Origin of the sequence: Cupriavidus pauculus, assembly GCF_008801835.1 — a bacterium.
Taxonomy (GTDB): domain Bacteria; phylum Pseudomonadota; class Gammaproteobacteria; order Burkholderiales; family Burkholderiaceae; genus Cupriavidus; species Cupriavidus pauculus.
This window is the reverse complement of the sequence record NZ_VZOW01000014.1, coordinates 72,627-97,972: the sequence shown is the minus strand read 5'-3', so window position 1 is coordinate 97,972 and position 25,346 is coordinate 72,627. Positions and strand designations below refer to the sequence as shown.

Annotated in this window: 19 protein-coding genes; 16 read left to right on the top strand and 3 right to left on the bottom strand. The window is 66.2% G+C overall.

The window, feature by feature from the left end:
• Window positions 1-74: 74 nt before the first annotated feature.
• Window positions 75-749, top strand: a complete 675-nt coding sequence (locus F7R19_RS16055; RefSeq protein ID WP_061956925.1) for a heavy metal response regulator transcription factor — start codon at window positions 75-77, stop codon at window positions 747-749.
• Window positions 746-2,182 carry a heavy metal sensor histidine kinase gene (locus F7R19_RS16050; RefSeq protein ID WP_061956873.1) on the top strand — a complete coding sequence of 479 codons (1,437 nt, stop codon included), beginning with the start codon at window positions 746-748 and terminating at the stop codon, window positions 2,180-2,182. Before F7R19_RS16055 ends, F7R19_RS16050 begins: the two co-directional genes overlap by 4 nt.
• Before the next feature lie 20 nt (window positions 2,183-2,202).
• On the opposite strand, the gene F7R19_RS16045 is transcribed toward F7R19_RS16050, so the two are convergent.
• The gene (locus tag F7R19_RS16045; protein ID WP_150981227.1) at window positions 2,203-3,615 is read right to left on the bottom strand and encodes an FAD-binding oxidoreductase; all 1,413 of its coding nucleotides are present in this window, start codon (window positions 3,613-3,615) and stop codon (window positions 2,203-2,205) included.
• 96 nt (window positions 3,616-3,711) lie between these two features.
• Window positions 3,712-5,319 (bottom strand): MocR-like pyridoxine biosynthesis transcription factor PdxR, encoded by a 1,608-nt coding sequence (pdxR, locus tag F7R19_RS16040; protein ID WP_061956875.1) that lies wholly within the window; start codon window positions 5,317-5,319, stop codon window positions 3,712-3,714.
• A gap of 110 nt (window positions 5,320-5,429) precedes the next feature.
• On the opposite strand from pdxR, the gene F7R19_RS16035 reads away from it, so the two are divergent.
• The 13 genes from F7R19_RS16035 to F7R19_RS15975 all read left to right on the top strand — a co-directional run bounded on the left by F7R19_RS16035 (window position 5,430) and on the right by F7R19_RS15975 (window position 21,665).
• A complete protein-coding gene (locus F7R19_RS16035) occupies window positions 5,430-6,758 on the top strand; it encodes an ArgE/DapE family deacylase (protein ID WP_150981226.1) in 1,329 nt (442 codons plus the stop codon).
• Window positions 6,759-6,888: 130 nt separating this feature from the next.
• Window positions 6,889-8,487, top strand: coding sequence for an ABC transporter substrate-binding protein (locus F7R19_RS16030; RefSeq protein WP_061956877.1), 1,599 nt, complete (start codon window positions 6,889-6,891; stop codon window positions 8,485-8,487).
• A gap of 76 nt (window positions 8,488-8,563) precedes the next feature.
• The gene (locus F7R19_RS16025) at window positions 8,564-9,568 is read left to right on the top strand and encodes an ABC transporter permease (RefSeq protein ID WP_061956926.1); all 1,005 of its coding nucleotides are present in this window, start codon (window positions 8,564-8,566) and stop codon (window positions 9,566-9,568) included.
• Window positions 9,565-10,404 (top strand): ABC transporter permease, encoded by an 840-nt coding sequence (locus tag F7R19_RS16020; RefSeq protein WP_061956878.1) that lies wholly within the window; start codon window positions 9,565-9,567, stop codon window positions 10,402-10,404. The genes F7R19_RS16025 and F7R19_RS16020 overlap by 4 nt, the downstream gene beginning before the upstream one ends.
• 11 nt (window positions 10,405-10,415) lie before the next feature.
• Window positions 10,416-12,068, top strand: coding sequence for an ABC transporter ATP-binding protein (locus tag F7R19_RS16015; RefSeq protein WP_061956879.1), 1,653 nt, complete (start codon window positions 10,416-10,418; stop codon window positions 12,066-12,068).
• Between the two features lie 37 nt (window positions 12,069-12,105).
• Window positions 12,106-13,368: a 4-aminobutyrate--2-oxoglutarate transaminase gene (gabT, locus tag F7R19_RS16010; protein ID WP_150981225.1), complete on the top strand. Its 1,263-nt coding sequence runs from the start codon at window positions 12,106-12,108 to the stop codon at window positions 13,366-13,368.
• A 22-nt stretch (window positions 13,369-13,390) separates the two neighbouring features.
• Window positions 13,391-13,690, top strand: coding sequence for a cupin domain-containing protein (locus tag F7R19_RS16005; RefSeq protein WP_150981224.1), 300 nt, complete (start codon window positions 13,391-13,393; stop codon window positions 13,688-13,690).
• A complete protein-coding gene (locus F7R19_RS16000) occupies window positions 13,687-15,381 on the top strand; it encodes a thiamine pyrophosphate-binding protein (RefSeq protein ID WP_150981223.1) in 1,695 nt (564 codons plus the stop codon). Before F7R19_RS16005 ends, F7R19_RS16000 begins: the two co-directional genes overlap by 4 nt.
• 38 nt (window positions 15,382-15,419) lie before the next feature.
• Window positions 15,420-16,493 carry a histone deacetylase family protein gene (locus F7R19_RS15995; RefSeq protein WP_061956883.1) on the top strand — a complete coding sequence of 358 codons (1,074 nt, stop codon included), beginning with the start codon at window positions 15,420-15,422 and terminating at the stop codon, window positions 16,491-16,493.
• A gap of 16 nt (window positions 16,494-16,509) precedes the next feature.
• A complete protein-coding gene (locus F7R19_RS15990; protein WP_150981222.1) occupies window positions 16,510-17,763 on the top strand; it encodes a Zn-dependent hydrolase in 1,254 nt (417 codons plus the stop codon).
• Window positions 17,760-19,265: an aldehyde dehydrogenase gene (locus tag F7R19_RS15985; RefSeq protein ID WP_150981221.1), complete on the top strand. Its 1,506-nt coding sequence runs from the start codon at window positions 17,760-17,762 to the stop codon at window positions 19,263-19,265. The genes F7R19_RS15990 and F7R19_RS15985 overlap by 4 nt, the downstream gene beginning before the upstream one ends.
• A gap of 147 nt (window positions 19,266-19,412) precedes the next feature.
• The gene (locus tag F7R19_RS15980; protein ID WP_150981220.1) at window positions 19,413-20,354 is read left to right on the top strand and encodes a LysR family transcriptional regulator; all 942 of its coding nucleotides are present in this window, start codon (window positions 19,413-19,415) and stop codon (window positions 20,352-20,354) included.
• 102 nt (window positions 20,355-20,456) lie between these two features.
• Window positions 20,457-21,665 (top strand): MFS transporter, encoded by a 1,209-nt coding sequence (locus F7R19_RS15975; protein ID WP_211922740.1) that lies wholly within the window; start codon window positions 20,457-20,459, stop codon window positions 21,663-21,665.
• Window positions 21,666-21,791: 126 nt separating this feature from the next.
• Here the strand turns inward: F7R19_RS15975 and F7R19_RS15970 are convergent, their stop codons facing one another.
• Window positions 21,792-21,983, bottom strand: coding sequence for a hypothetical protein (locus F7R19_RS15970; protein WP_061956927.1), 192 nt, complete (start codon window positions 21,981-21,983; stop codon window positions 21,792-21,794).
• Window positions 21,984-22,375: 392 nt separating this feature from the next.
• Between F7R19_RS15970 and F7R19_RS15965 the strand changes: the two genes are divergently transcribed.
• The gene (locus F7R19_RS15965) at window positions 22,376-25,321 is read left to right on the top strand and encodes an HD domain-containing phosphohydrolase (protein WP_150981219.1); all 2,946 of its coding nucleotides are present in this window, start codon (window positions 22,376-22,378) and stop codon (window positions 25,319-25,321) included.
• Window positions 25,322-25,346 lie beyond the last annotated feature (25 nt).

The window sequence follows — 25,346 nt, the reverse complement described above, 5'->3', positions numbered from 1 at the left end:
CGCGCGATGCCGCCCGCTACCATGTTGCGGGCGATGTACAAGCGTGTGCGCTGCCGCAAGCAAGGGACTGGACCATGAAGATCCTGGTGATCGAAGACGAACCGAAAACCGGCGAATATCTGCGCAAGGGGCTTACCGAGTCGGCCTTTGTGGTGGATGTCGCGCGCACCGGCGCGGACGGCCTGCATCAGGCGATGGAAGCCGATTACGACCTGATCATCCTCGACGTGATGCTGCCCGGCATGAATGGCTGGGACGTGTTGCGCCGGCTGCGCGAATCCAAGGACACACCGGTGCTGTTCCTGACCGCGCGCGACGAAGTGGAGGATCGCGTGCGCGGTCTGGAACTAGGCGGGGACGACTATCTGGCCAAGCCCTTCGCATTCGTGGAACTGTTGGCGCGGGTCCGTACGCTGCTGCGGCGCGGCCCGGTGCGCGAGGCCGACCGCATCGAGGTGGGCGATCTGGAGATCGATGTGCTCCGGCACCGTGTGACGCGCGCCGGCCAGCGCATCGATCTGACGCCGCGCGAATTCGCGCTGCTGCATTTCCTGGCGCGCCGCTGTGGCGAAGTGCTGAGCCGCACCCAGATCGCATCGCACGTCTGGGACATGAATTTCGACAGCGACACCAATGTGGTCGACGTGGCGATCCGTCGCCTGCGCGTCAAGATGGACGACCATTTCACGCCGAAGCTGATTCACAGCGTGCGCGGTATCGGCTATGTGCTGGAGAACCGCAAGCCGTGAACGCGCGCCGGCTTGCCCGTTCGCTGACCGCGCGGCTGGCGCTGGCGTTCGCGCTGACTGCGGGCTGCGCGTTCGCCGGCGTGGGCCTGTATCTCTATCGCGCGCTGGCCATGCAGATCATCGAGCGTGACGACTCCGAACTGCTGCGCAAGGCCATGCGCGCGCGAACCGAACTGGCCAGCCTGCCCGCTGGCGCGCCCCCGGCTGAGCAGTGGCGCGAAATCAGCGGCATTGTGAGCGGCAACGAGGAATTCGGCCTGCGGCTCCTGGCGCCCGACGGCACCCTGATGATCGAGGCCGGCGCACGGCCGGGCGAGGTGCCCGCGATGACACCGGTGGGCTTGAACGATCCACCATCGGCCACCGCAATCCAGACCTGGCAGACGCGCGGCGACATTCCCGTGCGCGGTCTCTCGATGCTCGCGCGCACGGGCGCCGCGCCCGAAACGATGCGGGTGGACCTGTACCAGGTGGCCACTTCGCGGGTGGCGTTGCTGCGCGACTATCGTCTGAAACTGAGCATCGCCGTCTGTCTCGGCGCACTGGCGGCGGGCCTGCTCGGTTACGCCGCATTGCATGCGGGCATGGCGCCACTGCGGCGCATTGCGGCGGGCACCGCATCCGTGACATTTGCCAGCGGCACGCTGCCGGTGGACCCGTCGCGCCTGCCGGCCGAACTGGACGAACTGGCGCGGGCGCTGCAACGAATGATCGACCGGCTGCGCGAGCGCTATGAACGGCTGTCGCAGTTTTCGGCCGACCTGGCGCACGATTTCCGCACGCCCATCGGCAACCTGCTGGGCCAGACCCAGGTGGCGTTGTCGAGCGAGCGGCCGGTGGAGGAATACCAGGCGTTGCTGGCCTCCAATGTGGAAGAGTACGAGCGGCTGTCGCGCATGATCGAGAACATGCTGTTCCTGGCTCGCGCGGACAATGCGCAGGTGGCGATGAAGCGCGTGACGCTGGATCTTGGCGCCGAGCTGGCGCGGCAGGCCGACTATTTCGAACTGCTGGCCGACGCGCGCGGCATCGCCATCGAGGTGGCAGCCAGTGGCACGCTCGAGGCCGACGCCACGCTGTTCCGGCGCGCGTTGGGCAACCTGCTGTCGAACGCCGTGCAGTATTCGCCCGAAGCGGCCGTGATCACGCTGCGCAGCTGGCGCGAGCAAGATCGGGTGGTGATCGAGGTGGCCAATCCCGGCCCCGGCATCGCGGCCGAGCACCTGCCCAGGCTGTTCGACAGATTCTTCCGTGGCGACCCCGCTCGCGCCAATTCCGGCGAGTCGTCGGGCATCGGCCTGGCCATCGTCAAGACCATCATGGATCTGCACCACGGCAGCGTGCAGGTGGAGTCTGTGGTGGACGGACTGACCGCGTTCCGGCTCGTGTTCCCGGACGCCCCGACCGGCCCCGGCACGCCTGCCGCGGCCTGAACGCCTGCCGCCCGGGTTTGCTACGGCGACGGAACGTCGATCACCCTGCCCGGATTCAGAATGCCCTTCGGGTCCAGCGCCTGCTTGATGGCGCGCATCAGCGCCAGTTCCGCGGGGCTGCGCGAGTGGTGGAGGAACGGCTTCTTGTGCACGCCGATGCCGTGCTCGGCCGATATGCTGCCGGCAAACTGGCGGACGACCTGGTAGGCCACGGCGTCGATGGCGGCTTCGGGAAAGTCCGCTGCGGCCACGCCGGGCAGGTGCACGCTGAAATGCAGGTTGCTGTCGCCGACATGACCGAAGTTCACCAGTTCGGCGCCGGGCCACTGCGCCAGCACCGCGGTGCGCAGCGCGTCGGCAAACGCGCCGATCCGGCCGATCGGCAGGCTCACGTCGAACGCGGCGTTCGGCGCCCACATCTGCGGAAATTCCGCCACGGCGTCGCGCAGTTTCCAGAAGCTCTCGGCTTCCTTGCCGCTGGCGGCGATGGCTGCGTCGACGATCAGTCCTTCGCTCATGGCGTCCTCAAGCATGCGCTCGAATGCCGCACCGTCTGCATCGGCGTCGCTGCCTTGCAGGTCGACGAGCACATAGAACGGATGGCCTGAGGGGAGGGGCGCACGCACGCCGGGTACGCGCGTGGTGACCAGCGTGTAGTAGTCGGCCCACATCGCCTCGAACGCCGAGACCCGGCCCGACAACGCACGCTGCGCATGACGCAGCAGCTTCACCACGTCCTCGAACGATGCCAGCGCGCAAAGTGCGGTCTGCGTGCTCGAAGGCAAGGGCGCCAGCCGCAGCACCGCGCGCGTGATGACGCCAAGCGTGCCTTCGCTGCCGACGAAATACTGGCGCACGTCGTAGCCAGCGTTGTTCTTCAACATCTTGTTCAGCGATGTCAGCACCGTGCCATCGGCCAGCACCACTTCCAGGCCAAGCACCTGATCGCGCATCATGCCGTAGCGGATCACGCGATTGCCCCCAGCATTGGTGGCGATATTGCCGCCGATCTGGCAACTGCCGCGCGCGCCAAGGTCGACCGCCAGCAGCCATCCCGCTTCGCGCGCCGCATCCTGCGCGGCCTGCAGCGTGGTGCCCGCGAGCACGGTCATGGTGCCGGACTGCGCGTCGATTTCCTCCACGCCGCGCATGCGCTCCAGCGACAGCACCAGTTCGCCAGCGTGGGGCGTAGCGCCGGCCGCCAGCCCCGTCAGCCCGCCCTGGGGCACCACGGGCTGACCGTGGCGATGGCACAGCGCGAGGATCGCGGACACTTCCTCGGTCGAGCGGGGCCGCGCCACGGCAAGCGGCGGCGCGCCGAGCGGCGCATACCAGTCCTTGCGGAAGCGCATCTCGATGGCGTCGCCGGTTTGCAATCCGGCGGGATCGAGTAGCGCGGCGAGTTCGGCTAACAGGGGCGTATTGGCAGTCATGGAAACAAGTAGAGGGACGTCGTCACGATGATGCGCAACCTACTTGGCGCATGCCGTCGCGTAAAGAACCATTCGCGGGCGGCGCGATGGCACCAGTCATGCACCGCTCCAGGCCTGCTCACTGATGCGCGCGGCAATCGTCCTGGGCGGCTCCTGCATGCGCGCCATATGTTCCAGCGCGGGCTCGATCACTTCCGCCAGCTTGCGGAATGCGGGCCCGATCTCGGCTTCGGGCACGCATGCATAGCCCAGCAGCAGGCCCTGCTGCGTCGCCGCGCCTTCACTGTAGTAGCGCGACAGCGGCCGCGCCGACAAGCCTTGCGTGCGCGCCGCCATGCTGATGCCAAGATCGTCGGCGCCCGGCGGCAGATGCATCACCATGTGCAGGCCGGCCTCGTGCGTGGAGGTGGGCCAGTCGTCGCCGAAGCGGGTGGCGATCGCCTCGCGCAGCAACGCCTGGCGCTGCGCATAGCGTTGCCGCATGCGGCGGATATGGGTGGCGTAGTGGCCTTCCTCGATAAAGTCCGCCAGCACGGCCTGCTGTACCAGCTGGCCTTCGCGATACAGCTCCGACAGCCCCGTGGCGAAATGCGGCGCCAGCGGCTTTGGCAACACCATGAAGCCCATGCGCAGGCCCGGGAACAGGGTCTTCGAGAACGTGCCCATGTAGATCACGCGGTCGTTGTCGTCGAGCCCCTGCAGCGATGCGACGGGACGGCCCTCGAAGCGGAACTCGCTGTCGTAGTCGTCCTCGATGATCCACGCGCCGCGCTGTCGCGCGTATTCCAGCAGCATGCGGCGCCGCGACAGGCTCATCATCATGCCCAATGGATACTGGTGCGACGGCGTGACAAAGATGAAGCGCGGCGGATCCTGCAGCGTGGCGGCCGTCGGTGCGATGCCTTCGTCGTCCACCGGCACCGGAATCGGCTCCACGCCGGCGCTGTATAGCAGGCTGCGGGTGCCCCAGTACCCGGGGTCTTCCATCCACGCCTTGTCGCCGGGGTCGGCCAGCAGGCGCGCGATCAGGTCGACGGCCTGGTGGATGCCGGTGGTCAGGATGATCTGGTCGGGCTCGCACCGCACCGATCGCACCAGCCGCAGATGCTCGGCCAGCAGTTTTTTCAGCGGCAGGTAGCCGCCGTGGTGCGCATACGTCAGCAATTGCGGGCTCGGATTGCGCCAGTGCTTGTTAAGCAGACGCGCCCACACGGCGTGCGGAAACAGCGAGACATCGGGCACGCCGGCCACGAACGCGCCCCATTGCCGGTCCGATGCACTGGCATGGGACACCAGATGCTGGCCGCGTCGCGATAACGCATATCGGTTGGGATGTTGCTGCATTGCGGGCACATCGATGGTGCCAGTCGGCGCACTGCCGTTGTGCAATGCACGATGGTCGGGAACCGTATGCGACACGAAGGTGCCACTTCCGCTCGACGCGGTGACGTACCCCTCGGCGAGCAACTGCTCATAGGCATATAGCACCGTGTTGCGCGATACGCCGATCTCCTTTGCCAGCACGCGCGACGCGGGCAGCTTGCTGCCCGCAGGCACAGCACCAGCAAGGATTTCCTGCCGGATGATCACATAAAGCTGGCGATTCATATGCTCGCCGGCCTTGCCGTTCCATGCACCATCCTGGGTTGCTGCGCGACGTTCCAGACGTTGCAGCAGCAGCTCGGAGAGAAGGGTCTCTTTCAAAGTGGCTCCGGACAAAAAACTGCATATGGACCTACCGATGGTACCAACCATCGGCTAATTTTCCATCCGTGCCGATGCAGATTTTTTCGATGTCCGTTTGTGGAGCCCCCATGCCGAATACTGCCACTGCCCTTGCACCCGATCTCGCCACGCAGTCGCTTGCCGAAGCGGTACGCGCGCTGACGCCGTACATGGTGGAAACCCTGAGCGGCTTCGTTGCCGCGAAGAGCCCGTCGGGCGCCGAACAGCCGGCGGTGGACTTTCTTGAGGGCGCGCTGCGCGACCTCGGCCTCACGTCCGAGCACATCATGCTCAACACGGCGCAACTGAAAGACCTGCCGCTGTTCTCCACACCATGTTGTCCCGATGGCGGCCGCTACAACCTGCTGGCCACCCATCGTCCGCGCGAACGCGGTGGCCGCTCGGTGCTGTTCAATGGCCATCTCGACGTGGTGCCGACCGGGCCCGATGCGATGTGGGCCGAATCGCCATTCAAGGCGTATGTCGAAGATGGCTGGCTGTTCGGCCGCGGCGCTGGCGACATGAAGGCTGGCATCGTGTGCGCGCTGGCCGCGTTCAAGGCGCTCAAGAACCTCGGCGTGCAGCCCGCGGGCAATGTCGGATTCAATGCCGTGCTGGAAGAAGAAAGCACCGGAAACGGCGCGCTGGCCACGGTGGCGGCACTGCGCAACGCGGTGGGCGCGGGCAAGCTTGCGTCGTTCGATACGGTGCTGATCCCCGAGCCGCTTGGCGAGTCGCTGATGACGGCGCAAATGGGCGTGTTCTGGATGTTCGTCGACCTGACGGGACGCCCCGCGCACGCTGCGTACATGACCACGGGCGTGAATCCGGTGGAAGCCGGCATTGCCGTAATGGCGGACCTGCGCGAGTTGGAAGCCGAGTGGAACCTGCCGCGCAATCGCCCGGCCGCGTATCGCGATCACGCGCATCCGATCAACTTCAATCTTGGCCAGATCCACGGCGGCGAATGGAATTCGTCGGTGCCCTGCACATGCACGCTGGGCATCCGCATCGGCTTCTATCCGCATATGGATGTGAACGAGGCCAAGGCCATCGTCGCCCAGCGCGTGCGCGATACCCTGGCGCGGCTGGGCAGCACGCTGCAGTTGGAGATTCGCTACGAAGGGTTCCACGCGCCGGGCTGCGAGTTCGATCTCGACAACGCGCCGATGCGCGCGCTGGCCGAGGCGCATCGCAAAGTGCACGGCAGTGAGGTGGCACGCACGGCCACTACCGCCACCACCGACGCGCGGCACTTCCGCATCACGCTCGATACGCCGGTCACGTGCTACGGCCCCGAGGCGCGCAATATCCACGGCATCGACGAATCGGTGTCGATCGACAGCATGGTGCGCGTCACCACTACGTTTGCGCAGTTTCTGGTCGACTGGTGCGGCGTGGAGCCGGCCGTGGACTGACGGCCGCCTGACGTGCAACCGCGGCGCCATCGCGCGCCGTTGATTTTCCCTCGTTGTAAGCAACCCCCGGACAACGTGCGCCGCACGCTGCCCGATGACCCTGCCTGTCCCAAAAAAAAGGAAACGACCGATGAAATGCATCACTGCCAGCGTCCAGTCACGCATCAGGGGGAGCCTGGTGTCGATGGCTTTCGTTGCCGCGGCCGGCCTGATGGCCGGCGCCGCGCTTGCCCAGACCACCGGCGGCACACTGTCCGGCATCGTGCAGCCGGAACCGCCGATCCTGGTCAGCGCGCTCAATTCGCAAGCCCCCACGCAGTACATCGCAGGCAAGATCTACCAGGGCCTGCTGACCTACGGCCCCGATCTGAAGCCGCGTCCGGAGCTGGCCAAGTCGTGGAAGATCTCGCCCGACGGCCTCACCTACACCTTCGAGCTGCAGCAGGGCGTGAAATGGCATGACGGCAAACCGTTCACGTCCGCCGACGTGGTGTTCTCGATCGACAAGATGCTGCGCGAAGTGCATGTGCGCACCCGCGCGGTCATCAACAAGTACATGGCGTCGATCCGCGCGGTCAACGACAGTACGGTCGAGATCAAGCTGAAGGAGCCGTTTCCGCCGTTCATCTCGATGTTCGAGACCGGCACCATGCCGATGATGCCCAAGCACATCTACGACGGCACCGACTACCGCAACAACCCCGCCAACCAGAAGCCGGTGGGCACGGGTCCGTTCGTGTTCAAGGAATGGAAGAAGGGCGCGTACATCAAGCTCGCCAAGAATCCGAACTACTGGAAAAAGGGCCAGCCGTACCTGGACGAACTGGTCTTCTACGTGATTCCCGATTCGGCGTCGCGTGCCGTGGCGTTCGAGAAGGGCGACGTGCAGGTGCTGCGCGGCGGCGACGTGGACAATGTCGACGTCAAGCGTCTGCGTGCGCTGCCCAACGTGGAATACACCACCAAGGGCTGGGAGATGTTCGCGCCCATGGCCAGCCTGTTGCTGAACCAGCGCAAGCCGCCGTTCAACAACGTGCAGGTGCGCCAGGCCGTGATGCATGCGCTGAACCGCAAGCTGATTGTCGACAACATTTTCTTCGGCATGGGCAAGCCCGCGGTCAGCCCGTTCTCGTCGAGCACGCTGTTCTTCGACAAGAACATGCCGACGTTCGATTTCAGCATCAAGAAGGCGCGCGACGAGATCAAGGCGTCCGGCGTGGACGTGGGCAAGTACCCGGTCAAGATCCTGTCGACGTCGTACGGCGCCAACTGGGATCGCCTGGACGAGTACATCAAGCAGATGCTCGAGCAGCTCGGTTTCAAGGTCAGCATCGATTCGGCCGATGCCGGCACGTGGTCGGCGCGCGTGGGCAACTGGGACTTCGACATGACCGTGACGTACACGTACCAGTATGGTGATCCGGCGCTGGGCGTGGAGCGCCTGTACGTGACGCGCAACATGGTCAAGGGCACGCCGTTCGCCAATGTGCAGGGCTACAGCAACCCCACCGCGGACGACTTGTGGGCCAAAGCCGGCGCCACCATGGATGGCGCCGAGCGCCAGAAGCTCTACAGCGAGCTGCAGAAGATCCTGGTGAACGACGTGGCCAACGCCAACCTGTTCGAGATCGAGTTTCCGACGCTGTATCGCAAGAACGTCAAGAACCTGGTGACCACGGCCATTGGCCTGAACGAGTCGTTCGACAACGTTTCGATCGAGAAGAACTGATCGACGCCGGCATCGCGCGCTGGCGGACTGCCGCCGGCGCGCCGTGCCACAAGGTCATGGTTGTGCGGAGGTGATCGTGAGTTTTCTGTCTTTCCTGATGTCCCGGCTGGCCAAGGCGCTGGTGGTGGTGATCGGCGTGGTGGTCATCAATTTCTTCCTGATCCGCATGGCGCCCGGCGATCCGGCCACCGTCATGGCAGGCGAGGCCGGCGCTGGCGACGCGGCGTACGTGACGCAGCTGCGCGAGCAGTTCGGGCTCGACAAGCCCGTGCTCACGCAGCTGGGCATCTATCTCAAGGGCGTGGCCACGCTCGATCTGGGCTACTCGTACCGCAACCATCTGCCCGTGCTGGACCTGATTCTCGATCGGCTGCCTGCCACGTTCCTGCTGATGAGCGGCGCGTTCGTGTTCTCGATCGCGATGGGCGTGCTGCTGGGCGTGATCTCCGCGCGAACCCGCTATGAGAACCGGCGGCGATGGATCGACAGCGCGGTGATGTCCGGTGCGCTGCTGCTCTATGCGACGCCGCTGTTCTGGTTGTCGCTGATGGCCATCATCCTGTTCTCGGTCGTGCTGGGCTGGCTGCCGGCCTTCGGCATGGAAACGGTCGGCGCCAACCTGACCGGCATGGCGCGCGCCAAGGATATCGCGCTGCATTTGGTCCTGCCGACGATCTCGCTCGGCTGCTTCTTCATGGCAGTGTATGTGCGGCTGACGCGCGCGTCGATGTTGGAGGTAATGGGCATGGACTTCGTCAAGACCGCGCGCGCCAAGGGCGTGCCAGCGCGTCGCGTGATCCGCGTGCATGTGCTGCGCAATGCGCTGCTGCCAGTGATCACGTTTGCGGGCATCCAGCTGGGCCAGATGGCTGGCGGCGCGGTGCTGACCGAGACCGTGTTCTCGTGGCCCGGCATCGGCCGGTTGATGTTCGACGCGCTGCTGCAGCGCGACTACCAATTGCTGCTGGGCATCTTCTTCGTGACGTCGGCGCTGGTGGTGTTTTTCAACCTGGTAACCGACGTGATCTATCGCTTCATCGACCCCCGCATCGCCATCGGCGGCAAGGAGGCCACTGCATGAAATCGTTCGTCAAACGCTATTGCCGCAATTACGGCGCGGTGATCGGCCTGCTGCTGCTGGCCGCCGTGGTGGCGGTGTCGTTCGTGGCGCCGCTGCTGTACGAGGAATCGCCGTGGCTGATGGTGGCCGATCCGCTGATGAAGCCGTTTGCCGACATGGCTTACCCGTTCGGCACCGACATGCTCGGGCGCGACATCACGGCCGGGCTGCTGTACGGCGCGCGCGTGTCGCTGCTGGTCGGCGTGATCTCGACGGCCGTGGCGCTGGTGCTGGGCGTCATGGTGGGCGCCGTGGCCGGCTATTGCGGCGGGCGCATCGACGACGCGCTAATGCGCCTGACCGAGTTCTTCCAGACCATTCCCCAACTGGCGATGGCCGTGGTGATCGTGGCCATCTTCAATCCTTCGATTTATTCGATCGTCGGCGCGATCTCGGTGGTGTCGTGGCCGCCCGTGGCGCGGCTGGTGCGCGGCGAATTCCTGTCGCTCAAACAGCGCGAATTCGTGCAGGCCGCCGTGGTGATCGGGCAGCGTCCGCTGCGCATCATCGTCACGCAGATCCTGCCCAACGCGATGTCGCCCATCATCGTCTCGGCATCGTTCATGGTCGCCACGGCAATCCTGACCGAATCGGCGCTGTCGTTCCTGGGCCTGGGCGATCGCAACATGATGAGCTGGGGCTTCATGATCGGCGCGGCGCGCACGATGATCCGCGAGGCATGGTGGATGAGCGTGTGGCCCGGCGTGGCCATTCTGCTGACCGTGCTGGCCATCAACCTGATCGGCGAAGGGCTCAACGACGCCCTGAACCCGCAACTGCGCCGCCGTGGCGAGTAAGGAGCGCTCCCATGACGCAAACCAGCCATTCCCCGCAATCGCCCCAGCCGCTGCTGTCGATCCGCAACCTGTCGATCGCGCTGCCGCGCGGCGGCGACCGTCCGCACGCCGTGCGCGATATCTCCTATGACCTGCACGCGGGCGAGATCCTGTGCATCGTGGGCGAATCGGGCTCGGGCAAGTCGATGAGCGCCAACGCCATCATGGGCCTGCTGCCCACCTACCTGAAGCCCGAGTCTGGCCAGATCCTGTTCCAGGGGCGCGACCTGTTGGCGCTGGACGAGTCCGCCTTGCTCGGCATGCGCGGCAAGGACATGGCGATGGTGTTCCAGGAGCCGCTGTCGGCGCTGAACCCGGTGATGACCGTGGGCGACCAGATCGCCGAGGTCATGCGCGTGCATCGCGCCTATCCGGGCGATGCGTGTCGGCGCCGCGTGCTGGACCTGCTGGAATTCGTCGGCCTGCCTGATCCGGCCACGCTGGTGCACAGCTATCCGTTCCGCTTGTCGGGCGGACAGCGCCAGCGCGTGGTCATCGCCATGGCCCTGGCGCTGGAGCCAAAGCTGCTGATCGCCGACGAACCGACCACCGCGCTGGACGTCACCACACAGGCCCAGATTCTGCGGCTGATCCGCCGTATCCAGGCGGAGAAGGGCATGGGCGTAATGTTCGTCACCCACGATTTTGGCGTGGTGGCCGAGATTGCAGATCGCGTGGCCGTGATGGAAAAGGGCGAACTGGTGGAGATTGGCGCGGCACGCCAGGTGCTCGAACATCCGCAGCATCCGTATACGCGCCGGCTGATCAGCGCCGTGCCGCACGGCCGCGCCAGGGACGCCGGCCACGATGCCGGCGCCACCGTGCTCAAGGTGCGCAACCTGCGCAAGACCTACGTGTCGGGCGGCGGGCTGTTTTCAAAAAAACGCGTGACGCACGCGGTGGACGACGTGTCGTTCCAGGTGTGCCGCGGCCAGACGCTGGGCATCGTCGGCGAGTCGGGTTCGGGCAAGTCCACCATCGGCAAATGCCTGCTGCGGCTGACCGGCGTCGATGGCGGCCAGATGCTGTTCGACGGCCAGGACATCGCGCGGCTGTCCGAGCGCCAGTTCCGACCGTTCCGGCGCGATGTGCAGATGATCTTCCAGGATCCGTTTGCATCGCTGAATCCACGCCACACGGTGGGCCGCATCATCACCGACGGCCCGGTCGCCAACGGCGTGCCGCTGGACGATGCACGCAAGCGCGCGCGCGAACTGCTGCAACTGGTGGGGCTGGAGCCCTCGGCGTTCGATCGCTATCCGAACCAGTTTTCGGGCGGGCAGCGCCAGCGCATCGGCATCGCGCGGGCGCTCGCCCTGGAGCCCAAGCTGCTGGTCGCCGACGAATCGGTTTCCGCACTCGACGTTTCGGTTCAGGCCCAGGTGCTGCAACTGCTGGCCGACCTGCAGAAGAAGCTCGACATCGCGCTTATCTTTATCACGCACGACCTGCGCGTTGCCGCGCAGATCTGCCATCACATCATCGTCATGCATCGCGGCCGCGTGGTGGAGTCCGGTCCGCCCGCGCAGATTTTTGACGCCCCCGAACACGATTACACGCGCAGGCTGATCGACGCCATTCCGGGCAAGTCGTGGGACCCCACGCTGATCCGCGCCGCCGCCTGACGCCTTTGTCCCTGACGCATTCACTGGAGCCATACACATGAAGAACGCAGAACTGGTCCGCCGCAAGGACGCCGCCACCCCGCGCGGCGTGGGCGTGATGTGCAATTTCTACGCCGAACGCGCCGAGAACAGCGAGATCTGGGATGTCGAAGGCAAGCGCTATATCGACTTTGCCGCGGGCATCGCCGTGCTCAACACCGGCCATCGCCATCCGCGCCTGGTGGCCGCGCTGCAGGAACAACTGAACCGCTTCACGCATACCGCCTACCAGATCGTGCCGTACGCCAGCTATATCGAGCTGGCCGAGAAAATCAACCAGCGCGCACCGGGCCGCTCGGCGCGCAAGACGGCGTTTTTCACCACCGGCGCCGAAGCCGTCGAGAACGCCATCAAGATCGCGCGCGCCGCCACGGGACGGCCGGGCGTGATTGCCTTCTCGGGCGGTTTTCACGGCCGCACGATGATGGGCATGGCGCTGACTGGCAAGGTGGCGCCTTACAAGGTGGGCTTCGGCCCGTTCCCGGGCGAGGTCTATCACGCACCGTATCCGTCGGCGCTGCACGGCGTGAGCGTCGACGACGCGCGTCGCGCGCTCGATCATCTGTTCAAGGCCGATATCGATCCGCGCCGCGTGGCCGCGATGATCTTCGAGCCGGTGCAGGGCGAGGGCGGCTTCAATGTGGCGCCGCCGGAGTTCGTGCGCATGTTGCGCGCCATCTGCGACGAGCACGGCATTCTGCTGATCGCCGACGAAGTGCAGACCGGTTTTGGCCGCACCGGCAAGCTGTTTGCGATGGAGCACTACGACGTAGCGCCGGACCTGACCACCATGGCCAAGAGCCTGGCGGGCGGGATGCCGCTGTCTGCGGTGTGCGGACGGGCCGAGATCATGGACGCGCCGTCGCCGGGCGGGCTGGGCGGCACCTATGCGGGCAACCCGCTGGCCGTGGCGTCGGCGCTGGCCGTGCTGGACGTGCTGGAGTCGGAGAACCTGATCGCCCGTGGCGCCGCGCTGGGCGAACGCCTGACGGAGCGGCTCAACAGTCTTAAGCCGCGCGTGCCGCAGATCGCCGAGGTGCGGGGCATCGGCGCGATGGTGGCCGTGGAATTCCGGCGCGCCGACGGCAGTCCCGACGCTGATTTCACGCGCGACGTGCAGAACCGCGCGCTGGAGAAGGGTTTGCTGCTGTTGTCGTGCGGCGTGTACGGCAACGTTATCCGCTTCCTGTTCCCGCTCACGATCGAGAACGCCGTGATGGACGAGGGCCTCGACATCCTCGCCGAAGTACTGACCCGCTGATCCGCCGACCAAGGACCAACCCATGACCCGACCGCAAGCCGTACCGACCGTCCAGGTCGACAACGATCGCGTGATCGTGACCGAATGGCGCTTCGCGAAGGGCGCCGAAACCGGACACCATCGCCATGGCCATGACTACGTGGTGGTGCCGATGACCACCGGCGCGCTGCTGCTGCAGACCCCGCAGGGCGAGATCACCAGCCAGCTGGTGGCCGGCCAGGCATATTCACGACCCGCCGGTGTCGAACACAACGTGATCAATGCGCACGATGGCGAATGCGTGTTCGTTGAAATCGAGATCAAGCGTGGAGGCCTCGCATGAGTACGCTGCGCGAGCGCAACGGCGGCCAGATCCTGGTCGACCAGCTGCGAATCCACGGCGCGCGGCGCGTATTCCTGGTGCCCGGCGAAAGCTATCTGCCCTGCATCGACGCGCTCAATGAGCACCGCGACGCCATCGCGCCGATCGTCTGCCGCCAGGAAAGCGGCGCGGGTTACATGGCCGAGGCCTACGGCAAGCTGACGGGCGAGCCCGGCGTGTGCTTCGTCACGCGCGGCCCCGGCGCCACCAATGCCAGCATCGCTGTGCATACCGCGTTCCAGGACTCCACGCCGATGATCCTGTTCGTTGGCCAGGTCGGCAACGATTTCTACGAGCGCGAGGCGTTCCAGGAAATCGATTACCGGCGCATGTTCGGCCAGATGGCGAAGTGGGTGGCGCAGATCGATCGCACCGATCGCATTCCGGAATTCATCGCGCGCGCCTATGCGGTGGCCACCAGCGGACGGCCGGGGCCGGTGGTGCTGGCATTGCCCGAGGACACGTTGTGGGGGCGGGCCAGCGTGCCCGACATGCCGCGCTACCAACGCGCGTACGGCGCGCCCACGCCGGCGTCGATCGATCGGCTGGGCACGATGCTGGCCGGCGCGCAGCGGCCGTTCCTGTTGGTGGGCGGATCGGGCTGGACGCCCGCCGCGCTGCGGCAGATCGAGGGGTTTGCCGAACGGTTCGCGCTGCCGGTCGGCGTGGCATGGCGTCGGCTTGAATGCTTCGACAACGACCATCCCAACTTTGCCGGACATGTCGGCTGGGGCATGACCGACGCGCTGCGCCAGCGCATCCGCGATGCCGATCTGGTGATCGCCGTGGGCACGCGCATGGGCGAGGCGACGACCGAGGGCTACACGCTGATCGAAAGTCCGCTACCCAAACAGCAACTGGTGCACGTGTACCCCGACCCCGACGAGCTGGGCCGCGTGTTTCGCGCGACGCTGCCGATCGCGGCCGACGTGGTGTCGTTCGCGGCGGCCGTCGCGCAACTGTCGCCCGCCACGGCGCCGGCGCGCGCGGCGGTGGCCGAGGCGCACGCCAGTTTCCGCGCCGGGCAGGCGCCCCAGGCAGCGCCGGGCGCGTTGAACCTGAACCGCGTGGCATGCCACGTGCGCGACCACGTGCCGGCCGATGCGTGCATCACGGTCGGCGCCGGCAACTACGCGCTGTTTGCGCATACCTATCACCGTTTTCACGGCGTGGGCACCAGCCTGGCGCCAACCGTCGGATCGATGGGGTACGGGCTGCCCGCCGCGATTTCCGCCAAGCTCGAGCGGCCCGATCGCACGGTGGTCTGCTACGCGGGCGATGGCTGCTTCCAGATGAATCTGCAGGAGCTGGGCGTGGCCATGCAGTACCGGCTCGGCATCGTGATCCTCGTGTTCAACAACGGCATGTGGGGCACGATCCGCGCCCACCAGGAACGCGAGTTTCCGGGCCGCACGATTGCGCTGACCTTCGACAATCCTGCATTCAGCGAGCTGATCCGCGCGTATCGCGGGCATGGCGAAGTGGTCGACAACGATGAGGCGTTCGGTCCCGCCTTTGCGCGCGCACTGGAGTTTGCCGCGCGCGAAAACCTCCCGGCGCTGATCGAGCTGCGCTACGAACCCGATGGCATCGCGCCCGGCGTGACGCTGTCAGGCATCCGCGCGGCCGCGCTGGCGCGGCAATCGCACTGACCGGCCCATCCACCAGAACCTTTTTCGTGAATCCCACAATGCGCGCCTTCTTTTCGGATGACCAGTTGCTGCACCAGCCTCGGCAGTTCATGCGCGCAGGCCGGCTGTGCGAGCCGACCGATGTGCCGGCTCGCGCCGCCGCGCTTCAGCGGGCGCTCGATGCCCGCGGTATCGAGCTTGCCACGCCCCCGGACTACGGCCGTGCGCCGCTGGAAACCGTGCACAGTCCGGCCTACCTCGATTTCCTTTCCACTGCGCACGTGCGCTGGATGGCCATGGCGTCGCCCACGCTGGACCCAGGTATCGAGGTGCTGCCCAATCTCTCGCCGTACTACAACGGCCGGGTCGACAAGACGCGGCGCGGGCCTTGTCCGTCCGGCAGCGTGATTGCCGAAGCTGGCTATTACCTGGGCGACCTGAGCTGCCCGCTGGGACCGGACAGCTGGCGCTCGATCCTGCGCTCGGCGCATAGCGCGGTGGCCGCGGCGCGGCATGTCTGCGCGCCGCACGACGGCAACGGCATGGCCTATGCGTTGTGCCGGCCGTCAGGTCATCACGCACATGCCGACCGGGCCAGCGGATTCTGCTACGTCAACAACTCGGCCATTGCCGCACAGACGCTGCTGGAGCGCTTCGACAAGGTAGCGGTGCTGGACGTCGACGCCCATCACGGCGACGGCACGCAGCAAATTTTCTATCAACGCTCGGACGTGATGACGATTTCGCTGCATGCCGATCCGGGCGCGTATTACCCGTTCTATACCGGCTATGCCACGGAGCGTGGCCACGGCGCGGGTTACGGCTACAACCTCAATTTTCCGCTGCCGCACGGCACGGCCGATGCGGGTTTTCTGTCCGCGCTGGACAGTGCGCTCGATGCGCTGCGCGACTACCGCCCGCAGGCGCTGGTGCTTGCGCTCGGTTTCGACACCTACCGCCATGATCCGATCAGCGTGCTGCAGGTGGGCATCGATGCGTATCGCAGCATTGGCGAACGCATCCACGCGCTGGGCGTGCCAACCGTGGTGGTGCAGGAGGGCGGCTATGAGGTCGACGCCATCGGCATGGCGCTGGAATCGTTCCTGGCTGGCTTCGCGCCGGCCATCGCATGAACATCGGGAGCAAGCGATGACGACTTTGCATATCGACGGCAAGCGGCTGTGGCAGTCGCTGATGGATCTGGCCGCGATCGGCGCGACGCCGAAGGGCGGCAACGCGCGGCTCGCGCTGACCGCACTCGACGGCCAGGGCCGCGACCTGGTGACCGGCTGGATGCGCGATGCGGGCCTGACGGTGACCGTGGACCGCGTCGGCAATATCTTCGGCCGCCGCGCCGGCCGCGATGACAGCCTGCCGCCGGTGATGACCGGCAGCCATATCGACACCCAGCCCACCGGCGGCAAGTTCGACGGCTGTTTTGGCGTGCTGGCCGGGCTGGAAGTGATGCGCACGCTGAACGATCACGGCGCGCGGACCGAGGCGCCGCTGGAACTGGCGATCTGGACCAACGAGGAAGGCACGCGGTTTGTGCCGGTGATGATGGGCTCCGGCGTGTTTGCCGGCGTCTTTCCGCTGGAGGTGGCGCTGAACGCTGTCGACACGGCCGGCAAGCGCGTCGACGACGAACTCCGCGCGATCGGCTACGCGGGCGATCTGCCCGTGGGCGGCCGTCCGGTCGGCGCGTATTTCGAAGCCCATATCGAGCAGGGCCCGATCCTGGAAGCCGAGGACAACGTGATCGGCGTGGTGACGGGATCGTTGGGGCTGCGCTGGTACGACGTGACCGTGACCGGCATGGAGGCGCACGCCGGGCCGACGCCGATGCCGCTGCGCCGCGATGCGCTGTATGGCGCCACGCACCTGATGCAGGAAGTCGTCCGCATCGCTCACGACTTTGCACCCCATGGCCGCGGCACGGTGGGCGTGGTCAACGTGCATCCGGCGTCGCGCAACGTGATTCCGGGCAGCGTCACCTTCACGGTCGATCTGCGCCATCAGGACGCGCAGCAGTTGCAGGCGATGGACAGGCGTTTTCGCGACGCTTGTGCAGCGCTGGCGGAGGGCGCCACCACGGGTGCCGCGCTCGACGTAAAGATCGTCGATGTGCAGTACTTCGCGCCGACGCCTTTCGCGCCGGAACTGGTAGCGCATGTACGCAGCGAGGCCCGCGCCCGCGGCTACAGCCATCAGGACATCGTGACTGGCGCGGGTCATGACGCGGTGTATATCGCCGGCGTAGCGCCGACGGCGATGATCTTCGTGCCGTGCAAGGACGGCATCAGCCATAACGAAGTGGAAGACGCCAGGCCCGAACACCTGGAAGCCGGCGCCAACGTACTGCTGGGCGCGATGCTGGCGCAAGCGGGCAAGGAGCACGCATGAGCGAGGAACTGGGCACCCTGCGCGACTGGCAGGCGAAGGCCGCCGCACTAGAGATCGGCGCGCAGGCGTATATCGACGGGCAATGGACGGGCGCCGCCGATGGCGCGACATTCGACTGCATCAACCCGGCCACCGGCGCGCTGCTGGCGCGCGTACCGGCTTGCGGTGCGGCCGATGTGGACCGCGCCGTGGCCGCCGCGCGACGCGCCTTCGATGCCGGTACGTGGCGCGACATGCCGCGCAGCGAGCGCAAGGCGGTCCTGCTGCGGCTGGCCGCGCTGATCGACACGCATCGCGACGAACTGGCGCTGCTGGAAACGCTCGACATGGGCAAGCCCATCGCCGACACGATGCTCTACGATATCCCCGAGGCGGCGCGCACCTACGCCTGGTACGCGGAGAGCATCGACAAGGTCTATGACGAGATCGCGCCGACCGACAGCAACGTGCTGGCAACCATCACGCGCGAGCCGGTTGGCGTGGTGGCCGCCGTGGTGCCGTGGAACTATCCGCTGCTGATGGCAAGCTGGAAAGTGGCTCCCGCGCTGGCTGCGGGCAACAGCGTGGTGCTCAAGCCGGCCGAGCAATCGCCGCTGACGGCGATCCGCCTTGCCGCGCTGGCCGAACAGGCGGGCGTGCCGCGGGGCGTGTTCAACGTGGTGCCGGGGCTGGGCGCCGATGCGGGACAGGCGCTTGGGCGCCATGCCGATGTCGATTGCCTGGCCTTTACTGGGTCGACCGCCACCGGCAAGCGTTTCATGGAATACAGCGGGCAGTCCAACCTGAAGCGGGTCTGGCTTGAGTGCGGCGGCAAGTCGCCGCATATCGTGTTCGACGACTGCCCGGACGTTGAGCGCGCCGCGCTGGCCGCCGCCATCGGCATTTTCAACAACCAGGGCGAGATCTGTATCGCCGGATCGCGTCTGTACGTGCAGCGCGGCATCTACGAAGCCTTCCTGACGCGCCTGCAGGCGCATGCCGCCGCCATGCAGCCGGGAGATCCGCTCGATCCGGCCTCGGCCATGGGCGCGATCGTCGATGGGCGCCAGTTCGATCGCGTGATGTCGTATATCGAGGCGGGCCGCAGGGAAGGTGCGACGCTGCGCGCGGGCGGACAGGCTGCCCGTGGCGGCAGCGGCGGCTGGTTCGTGCAGCCGACGATCTTCGAATGCCCGTCGCAGGCGCTGACCATTGTGCGCGAGGAAATCTTCGGACCAGTGCTGGCCGTGACCGTGTTCGACACCGAGGACGAGGTGGTGCGCATGGCCAACGATTCGCCGTATGGCCTCGGGGCGGGCTTATGGACGTCCGACCTGTCGCGCGCGCACCGCGTATCGCGCAAGCTGCGCAGCGGGCTGGTGTGGGTCAACTGCTACATGGATGGCGATATCACCGTGCCGTTTGGCGGCGTCAAGCAATCGGGCTTCGGTCGCGACAAGTCGCTGCACGCGCTGGAAAAATACCAGGACCTGAAAACTACCTGGATCCGGCTCGGCGATTAGCCCGGCGGCAAGCGGCAAGCTCAGTGGTATCGGCTTTAGCCGGCTATCGGTGTCGCCGATTGCGGAAGGCGCCGCGCGGGGGGTAAGCTGCGGCTTGCCAACCGTAGCGGGGCGCGGCGTTGCCGGCCCCGAAACCGCCATCGAAGCATGGATAAATTTTTCGCTCTGAAGACGTTCGTCGAGACCGTGGACGCCAAGGGTTTTTCGTCTGCGGCGCGCCGAATGGGGCTGGCCACGTCATCGGTGACGCGCGCGCTCGATGCCTTGGAAACTGAGCTGGGCGCGGTCCTGTTGAACCGGTCCACGCGACAGGTGACGGTGACGGAAGCCGGGGCCAATTACTATCAGCATGCCCGCCGCATCCTCGAAGCGGTGGAGGAAGCCGATGCGCTGATCGCCGATCGCGGCGAGATGCCGGTTGGGCAGTTGCGTGTTTCGCTGCCGGTGGCATTCGGACGCTGCTGCGTGTCGCCTTACCTCGGCGACTGGATGGCCCGTTATCCGAAGCTGGAACTGGACGTGCAACTGACAGACGAGATCGTCGATCTCGTCGCGCAGCGAATCGATGTTTCGGTGCGGCTGGGCAGTGCATCGGCATACGATGACGTGATCGCGCGCGAGATTGGCCGCTTCCGCCGGCTGGTAGTTGCCAGCCCGTCCTATCTCGAACCACAACCCGCCGTGGCCGAGCCGGCCGATCTGGTCGATCATCGATGCCTGCGATTCAGCTTCGGCGGCCGCGAGCAGGTCTGGACATTTCGCCCGCCGGCGCCCGGCCAGGATGCGCAAAAGGTGGTAGTGCCCGTCCAGGGCAGCCTGCGCAGCAACAATATCGAAGTGCTGCGCGACGCCGCGCTGTCGGGGCTGGGCATCGGCCTGCTGCCGGACTGGCTGGTAGCGGCCGATCTCGCCGACGGCCGGCTGGTTGCGTTGCTGGACGCCTGGGAAGTCACCCCGAACCAGTCCTCGTCGTCCATTACGGCGCTTTATCTGCCCAGTCACCGTGGATCGCGGCGCGTGGCGGCGTTTCTCGATTTTCTCGGCACGCTGCCGGGCCCGACCGGGCTTCAGTCTCCACGCGGCTCGTAACGGCTTTGCCCCCTGCGCAACGCTGCGTTGCGCGCGGTTGCGATTCTCGCAACGTCGCCTGGGCCTTAACCTCCGTGCATCCCCTTACAGGAGTCCGGAGTCATGTCTTCCCAGTCCTCCCCCACGATTGCAGGCAGTGCAGCCGCGCCGATGTCCGCAGGTCTCGTCGCGCTGTTTTCCCTTAGCGCCGGCGTGCTGGTCGCCAATCTCTACTACGCGCAGCCGATCATCGAGCTCATTGCGCCGGCCATTGGCATGTCGCTCGAGCGCGCCAGCGTGATCGTGTCGCTGACCCAGATCGGCTACGCCATCGGGCTGTTCTTCCTTGTGCCGCTAGCCGATCTGCTCGAAAACCGCCGCCTGCTGGTCGTCAGCGGCGTGGCGGCCGCGGCCAGCCTGGCGGGCGCCGCGCTGGCTTCGCAACCCACGGTGTTCCTGCTCGTTTCGCTGCTGCTCGGGATCAGTTCGGTCAGCGTGCAGATCCTGATACCGCTGGCGGCCCATCTGGCGCCAGAAGCGCTGCGCGGGCGCACCGTCGGCACCATCATGGGCGGCCTGCTGTCCGGCATTCTCCTGTCGCGCCCGTTGTCCAGCATGGCCGCGCAATGGCTGGGATGGCGCGGGGTGTTCGTCATCGCGGCAGTGATGACGCTGCTCACCGTGGGCATCATTGCAGCGACGTTGCCGCGCCGCGTGCCGCAACATCGCGCCACCTACGGCAGCCTGCTGGCCTCGCTGTGGCATCTGTTCGGCCGTTATTCGGTGCTGCGCCAGAGAGCGCTGTTGCAGGGCCTTCTGTTTGCCGCCTTTAGCCTTTTCTGGACAGCCGTGCCGCTGGAACTCGGCGGTCGCCTGGGGCTGTCGCAATCGCAGATCGGACTGTTTGCGCTGGTCGGTGCACTGGGCGCGGTGGCTGCGCCGATTGCCGGCCGCCTTGCCGATGCCGGACATAGCCGCCTCGCCTCGCTTGCCGCACTGATCGTGGCGGCCCTGAGCTTTCTTCCCGGGATGGCAGGCGGCAGCGTGGCGATCTTCGGTCTTGCGGCGACCGGCATCCTGCTCGACTTTGCCGTCCAGATGAATATGGTCCTGGGGCAACGTGCGATCTATGCGCTCGACGCAGCGAGCCGCGGACGGCTGAACGCCCTCTATATGACGGCGATCTTCGTGGGCGGGGCAGTTGGGTCGGCGATGGCCAGCACGCTGTACATCCACTTCGGATGGACAGGCATCGTCGTCACCGGCGGCGGGCTCGCACTGCTCGCCCTTGCCGGGCTGCTCGTGACGTCGCGGCGCCAAGCGCTGCCTTAAGTGCTGCCTTAAGCGCTGCCATAAGCGCTGCCGTAAGCGGGCAGCGCGCGGCGCGCCGGCCACGCTCGTGGGCGGTGCGCTTTCATTCGGCCGTCGGCGTCGACCTGCGCGTCGGCGCCGAGGCGGCTAATCCCACTCCAGCTCTGACACCAGCTCGGCGCAAACCACGCCGTCCACACGCATCTGATAGAGCTTGCGGTAGCAGACCGGGCAGGGCGCCCAGTCGCGTGCCTGGTTACCGGCCAGCGCGAAGCGCAATTCCCTGATCCGTACAGGCGCACCGCATCCGCACACGAGAATCTGGGTATGGTCGTCCATCGTCATCTCCCCCTTTGAGATCGCTTGCAGTGTGCGGTGGGATGCCAGTCCCGGAAATCCTTGGGTCGCCCCACACGCAGACCGCAGCTTGTTGGCAAAGCCCGACGTGAACCGTTATTGACGTCAAGCCTACTTCCCGATTTTGTATGTGTGTGCATTCTCAGACTGGGTCGATTCCTGTTGGAAGCAAACAATTCCGCGGACAAGGCTGCGCGCGTCGCGACGACAGCCGCCGCGGCGGGCGCGATCATCGATATCGCAAATGCTGGTAAATCATCCTAAGATCGCAAGTGTCGTAAAGATATCCGGGGATATCGATAAATCTCTTTCCCCGACAAACGCCACGATTGCAAGCGCCGGAAGCGTCAGGCGACGCCCACCAAGGACATTCAATGCCAAAGCTCAGGGATCTCCCGCTTCACGTCCATCTGTGGATGCTTTTCGGGAGCCTGGTGCTTGTGGTCGGGGCGCTGACCTGCGCCATCAACTTCGTCATGACCAAGCAGGCGCTGGAAACCGCCACTGCCGATGCCACGCGCCGCATCAGCCGCCACACGCTCGACGAGGTGGAGGAACTGATGAACCCGGCGCAGATGGCCGTCAAGCTCATCAGTCATAGCTCGCTTGCCGATGCGCGGTCCCTCGATCAGCGCCTGCAAAGGCTCGCGCTGATTCGCGACGCGCTCGAGACGTCCCCGATCCTGCAGTCGCTGTACCTCGGTTACGCCGATGGCAGCTTCTTCTACATGCGGCTGCTGCGCACCGACGCCGAACGCCGGCTGTTCAGGGCGCCGCAACCAGCGGCCTACGTCGTGCGCAGCGTCGATGCGGCGGCGACAGGCACCAAAGAACCAACGGGTCGGCTGATCTTCCTCGATGCGAGCCTGGCAGTGGTGGGGCAGGCCGACGACGCGGATTTCGCGAGCAAGTTCGACCCGCGGCAACGACCGTGGTACGTCCGTGCGATGGCGGCGGGCGGCCTGATCCGCACCGATCCCTATATGTTCTTTGCCGACCAGGACGCGGGCGCAACGCTGGCGGTGCCGGCCCAGGGCCGGCAGGCGGTGGTCGGCGGAGATTTCAGGCTCGATTCGCTCGGCCAGATGCTGGCGCGCGAAGAGACCACGCCGGGGTCGGTGCTTGCGCTGCTGGATGCAGGCGGCAAGGTCCTTGCGGTCGACCGGAGGCCGCCCGAGTCCGACGCAGCGCCCGACGCGATCCAGCTTGACGTGCCGGCCTCGGCGGCCCGCTACCGTATCCCAATCCTGACGCACGTGGCCGCGGGTATCGCAAGGCTGGGCGCGAAGGCTTCGGCGGCCGCGACAGAGTCGGTTGACGGCAGGACCTGGTACACCCAGATCGACCGCGTGACGCCAAGCGACGGCGATCCGCTGTTCCTGGTGTCGGCCATCCCGCAAGCGGAACTGCTGAAAGATGCGCGGCAACGCGCGCTGGTGAGTCTGGCGGCAACGGCCCTGGTCATATTGCTGTCAATGCCGCTGATCTGGCTCGCGGCGCGGCGGATTTCGCATCCGCTGCAGAAGCTGGCCGAGGGCGTCGAGGCCATCCGCAGGTTCGATTTTTTTGATCCGGTCGCCGCGCGGTCGCGCATCAAGGAGGTCAATGCGCTGGCCGCGGCCACCGAGAGCATGCGGCAGACCATTCAGCGCTTTCTGGCGATCGCGACGGCAATCTCGGCCGAATCGCGGCTGGAAACCCTGTTGCCGCTGCTGTTGCGCAAGACGCTCGACGCCGCGGGTGGGCGCGCCGGCGTGCTTTACCTGGCCGATGATGACGCACTGAACACCGGGGCGGCGCTGGACCGGGCCGGCGAGGATGCGTCGGCCCGCGTGCCGCCGACCACCATCGAACAGGCCCCGCCGCTGGTCCGTTCCGCGGCGGTGTCGCTGGCGCCGCAGGCCGGCGCCATGCCGATCGACGCGCTGCGCGCCGCCGGCCTGGAAGGACTGGTGTGCGGCGACGCCAGCCATGCCGTGGCGATTCCGCTCGTCACGCGCCAGCAAGAGCTGCAGGGCGTGATTCTGTTGCTGCGCGACACCCCGATGGAAGCGGCCCAGCTTGCCTTCGTCAGGACGCTGTCGGGGCTGTGCGCGGGCGCCATCGAGGTGCGCGCGCTGACGGAGGCACAACGCGTGCTGTTCGATGCGTTCATCAAGTTGCTGGCCGGCGCCATCGACGCCAAGAGCCCGCATACCGGCGGCCATTGCGAACGTGTGCCGCATCTGGCAAAGATGCTGGCGGCCGCTGCTTGCGATGCCACCGAGGGCCCGTACAAGTCGTTCCAGATGACCGATACGCAAAAAGAGGCGCTGCATGTGGCCGCGTGGCTGCATGACTGCGGCAAGGTGACGACTCCCGAGTACATCATCGACAAGGCCACCAAGCTGGAAACGTTGCACGATCGCATCCACGAGATTCGCATGCGTTTTGAAGTGCTGAAGCGCGATGCGCAAATCGATTACCTGCGCGCAATTGCAGCGGGCGAAGACGAGCACGCCGCCAGGGCCCGGTGTGACCAGACATGCCAGGCGCTGGACGACGACTTCGCTTTTGTCGCCACCTGCAACCAGGGTGCGGAGTTCATGGACGCCGCGCACAAGGACCGCCTGCTGCAGGTGGCATCGCGCACTTGGCAACGCACGCTGGACGACCGGCTCGGCATCTCGCGCGAGGAACTGTCGCGCAAGGCGCGCGTGCCGGCGCAGCCGCTGCCCGCATGGGAGCCGCTGCTGGCGGACAAGGACGAACACATCATCGAGCGCACCGCACACGACACGATTCCTGCCGACAATCCGTGGGGTTTCAAGCTCGATACGCCGCGGCATCTCTACAACCGGGGCGAGCTGCACAACCTGATGGTGAGGCGCGGCACCCTGAGCACAGAGGAGCGCTTCAAGATCGAGGACCATATCGTGCAGACGCAGATCATGCTGTCGCTACTGCCGTTTCCCAAGGCGCTGCGGCAGGTGCCGGAAATCGCCGGCAGCCATCACGAGAAGATGGATGGCACCGGCTATCCGCGCCGGCTGCATCGCGAACAAATGAGCCCGCTGGCCAGAATGATGGCGATTGCCGATGTCTTCGAAGCGCTTACCGCGGCCGATCGGCCATACAAGCCGGCCAAGACGCTATCGGAATCGGTCCGCATCATGGCAATGGCCCGCGACCAGCACCATATCGATCCGGAATTGTTCGAGCTGTTTCTGACCTCCGGCGTGTATCTGCGCTATGCGCAGCGCTTCATGCGGCCGGAGCAGATCGATCACGTCGACATCACGCAATACCTGGGAGCGGATGCGCACAGCAACATCGGCTGAAGTGGCAGTCGTGGCGTTCCCGGCG

Excerpts from the sequence above, each read along its gene's own strand:
- F7R19_RS15975 (WP_211922740.1), top strand. The coding sequence starts at position 20,457 with ATGTCTTCCCAGTCCTCCCCCACGATTGCAGGCAGTGCAGCCGCGCCG.
- F7R19_RS15985 (WP_150981221.1), top strand. The coding sequence starts at position 17,760 with ATGAGCGAGGAACTGGGCACCCTGCGCGACTGGCAGGCGAAGGCCGCC.
- F7R19_RS16055 (WP_061956925.1), top strand. The coding sequence starts at position 75 with ATGAAGATCCTGGTGATCGAAGACGAACCGAAAACCGGCGAATATCTG.
- F7R19_RS16015 (WP_061956879.1), top strand. The coding sequence starts at position 10,416 with ATGACGCAAACCAGCCATTCCCCGCAATCGCCCCAGCCGCTGCTGTCG.
- F7R19_RS16020 (WP_061956878.1), top strand. The coding sequence starts at position 9,565 with ATGAAATCGTTCGTCAAACGCTATTGCCGCAATTACGGCGCGGTGATC.
- F7R19_RS15970 (WP_061956927.1), bottom strand. The coding sequence starts at position 21,983 with ATGGACGACCATACCCAGATTCTCGTGTGCGGATGCGGTGCGCCTGTA.
- F7R19_RS16045 (WP_150981227.1), bottom strand. The coding sequence starts at position 3,615 with ATGACTGCCAATACGCCCCTGTTAGCCGAACTCGCCGCGCTACTCGAT.
- F7R19_RS15980 (WP_150981220.1), top strand. The coding sequence starts at position 19,413 with ATGGATAAATTTTTCGCTCTGAAGACGTTCGTCGAGACCGTGGACGCC.
- F7R19_RS16035 (WP_150981226.1), top strand. The coding sequence starts at position 5,430 with ATGCCGAATACTGCCACTGCCCTTGCACCCGATCTCGCCACGCAGTCG.
- F7R19_RS15965 (WP_150981219.1), top strand. The coding sequence starts at position 22,376 with ATGCCAAAGCTCAGGGATCTCCCGCTTCACGTCCATCTGTGGATGCTT.
- F7R19_RS16000 (WP_150981223.1), top strand. The coding sequence starts at position 13,687 with ATGAGTACGCTGCGCGAGCGCAACGGCGGCCAGATCCTGGTCGACCAG.
- F7R19_RS15990 (WP_150981222.1), top strand. The coding sequence starts at position 16,510 with ATGACGACTTTGCATATCGACGGCAAGCGGCTGTGGCAGTCGCTGATG.
- F7R19_RS16005 (WP_150981224.1), top strand. The coding sequence starts at position 13,391 with ATGACCCGACCGCAAGCCGTACCGACCGTCCAGGTCGACAACGATCGC.
- F7R19_RS15995 (WP_061956883.1), top strand. The coding sequence starts at position 15,420 with ATGCGCGCCTTCTTTTCGGATGACCAGTTGCTGCACCAGCCTCGGCAG.
- F7R19_RS16030 (WP_061956877.1), top strand. The coding sequence starts at position 6,889 with ATGAAATGCATCACTGCCAGCGTCCAGTCACGCATCAGGGGGAGCCTG.
- gabT (WP_150981225.1), top strand. The coding sequence starts at position 12,106 with ATGAAGAACGCAGAACTGGTCCGCCGCAAGGACGCCGCCACCCCGCGC.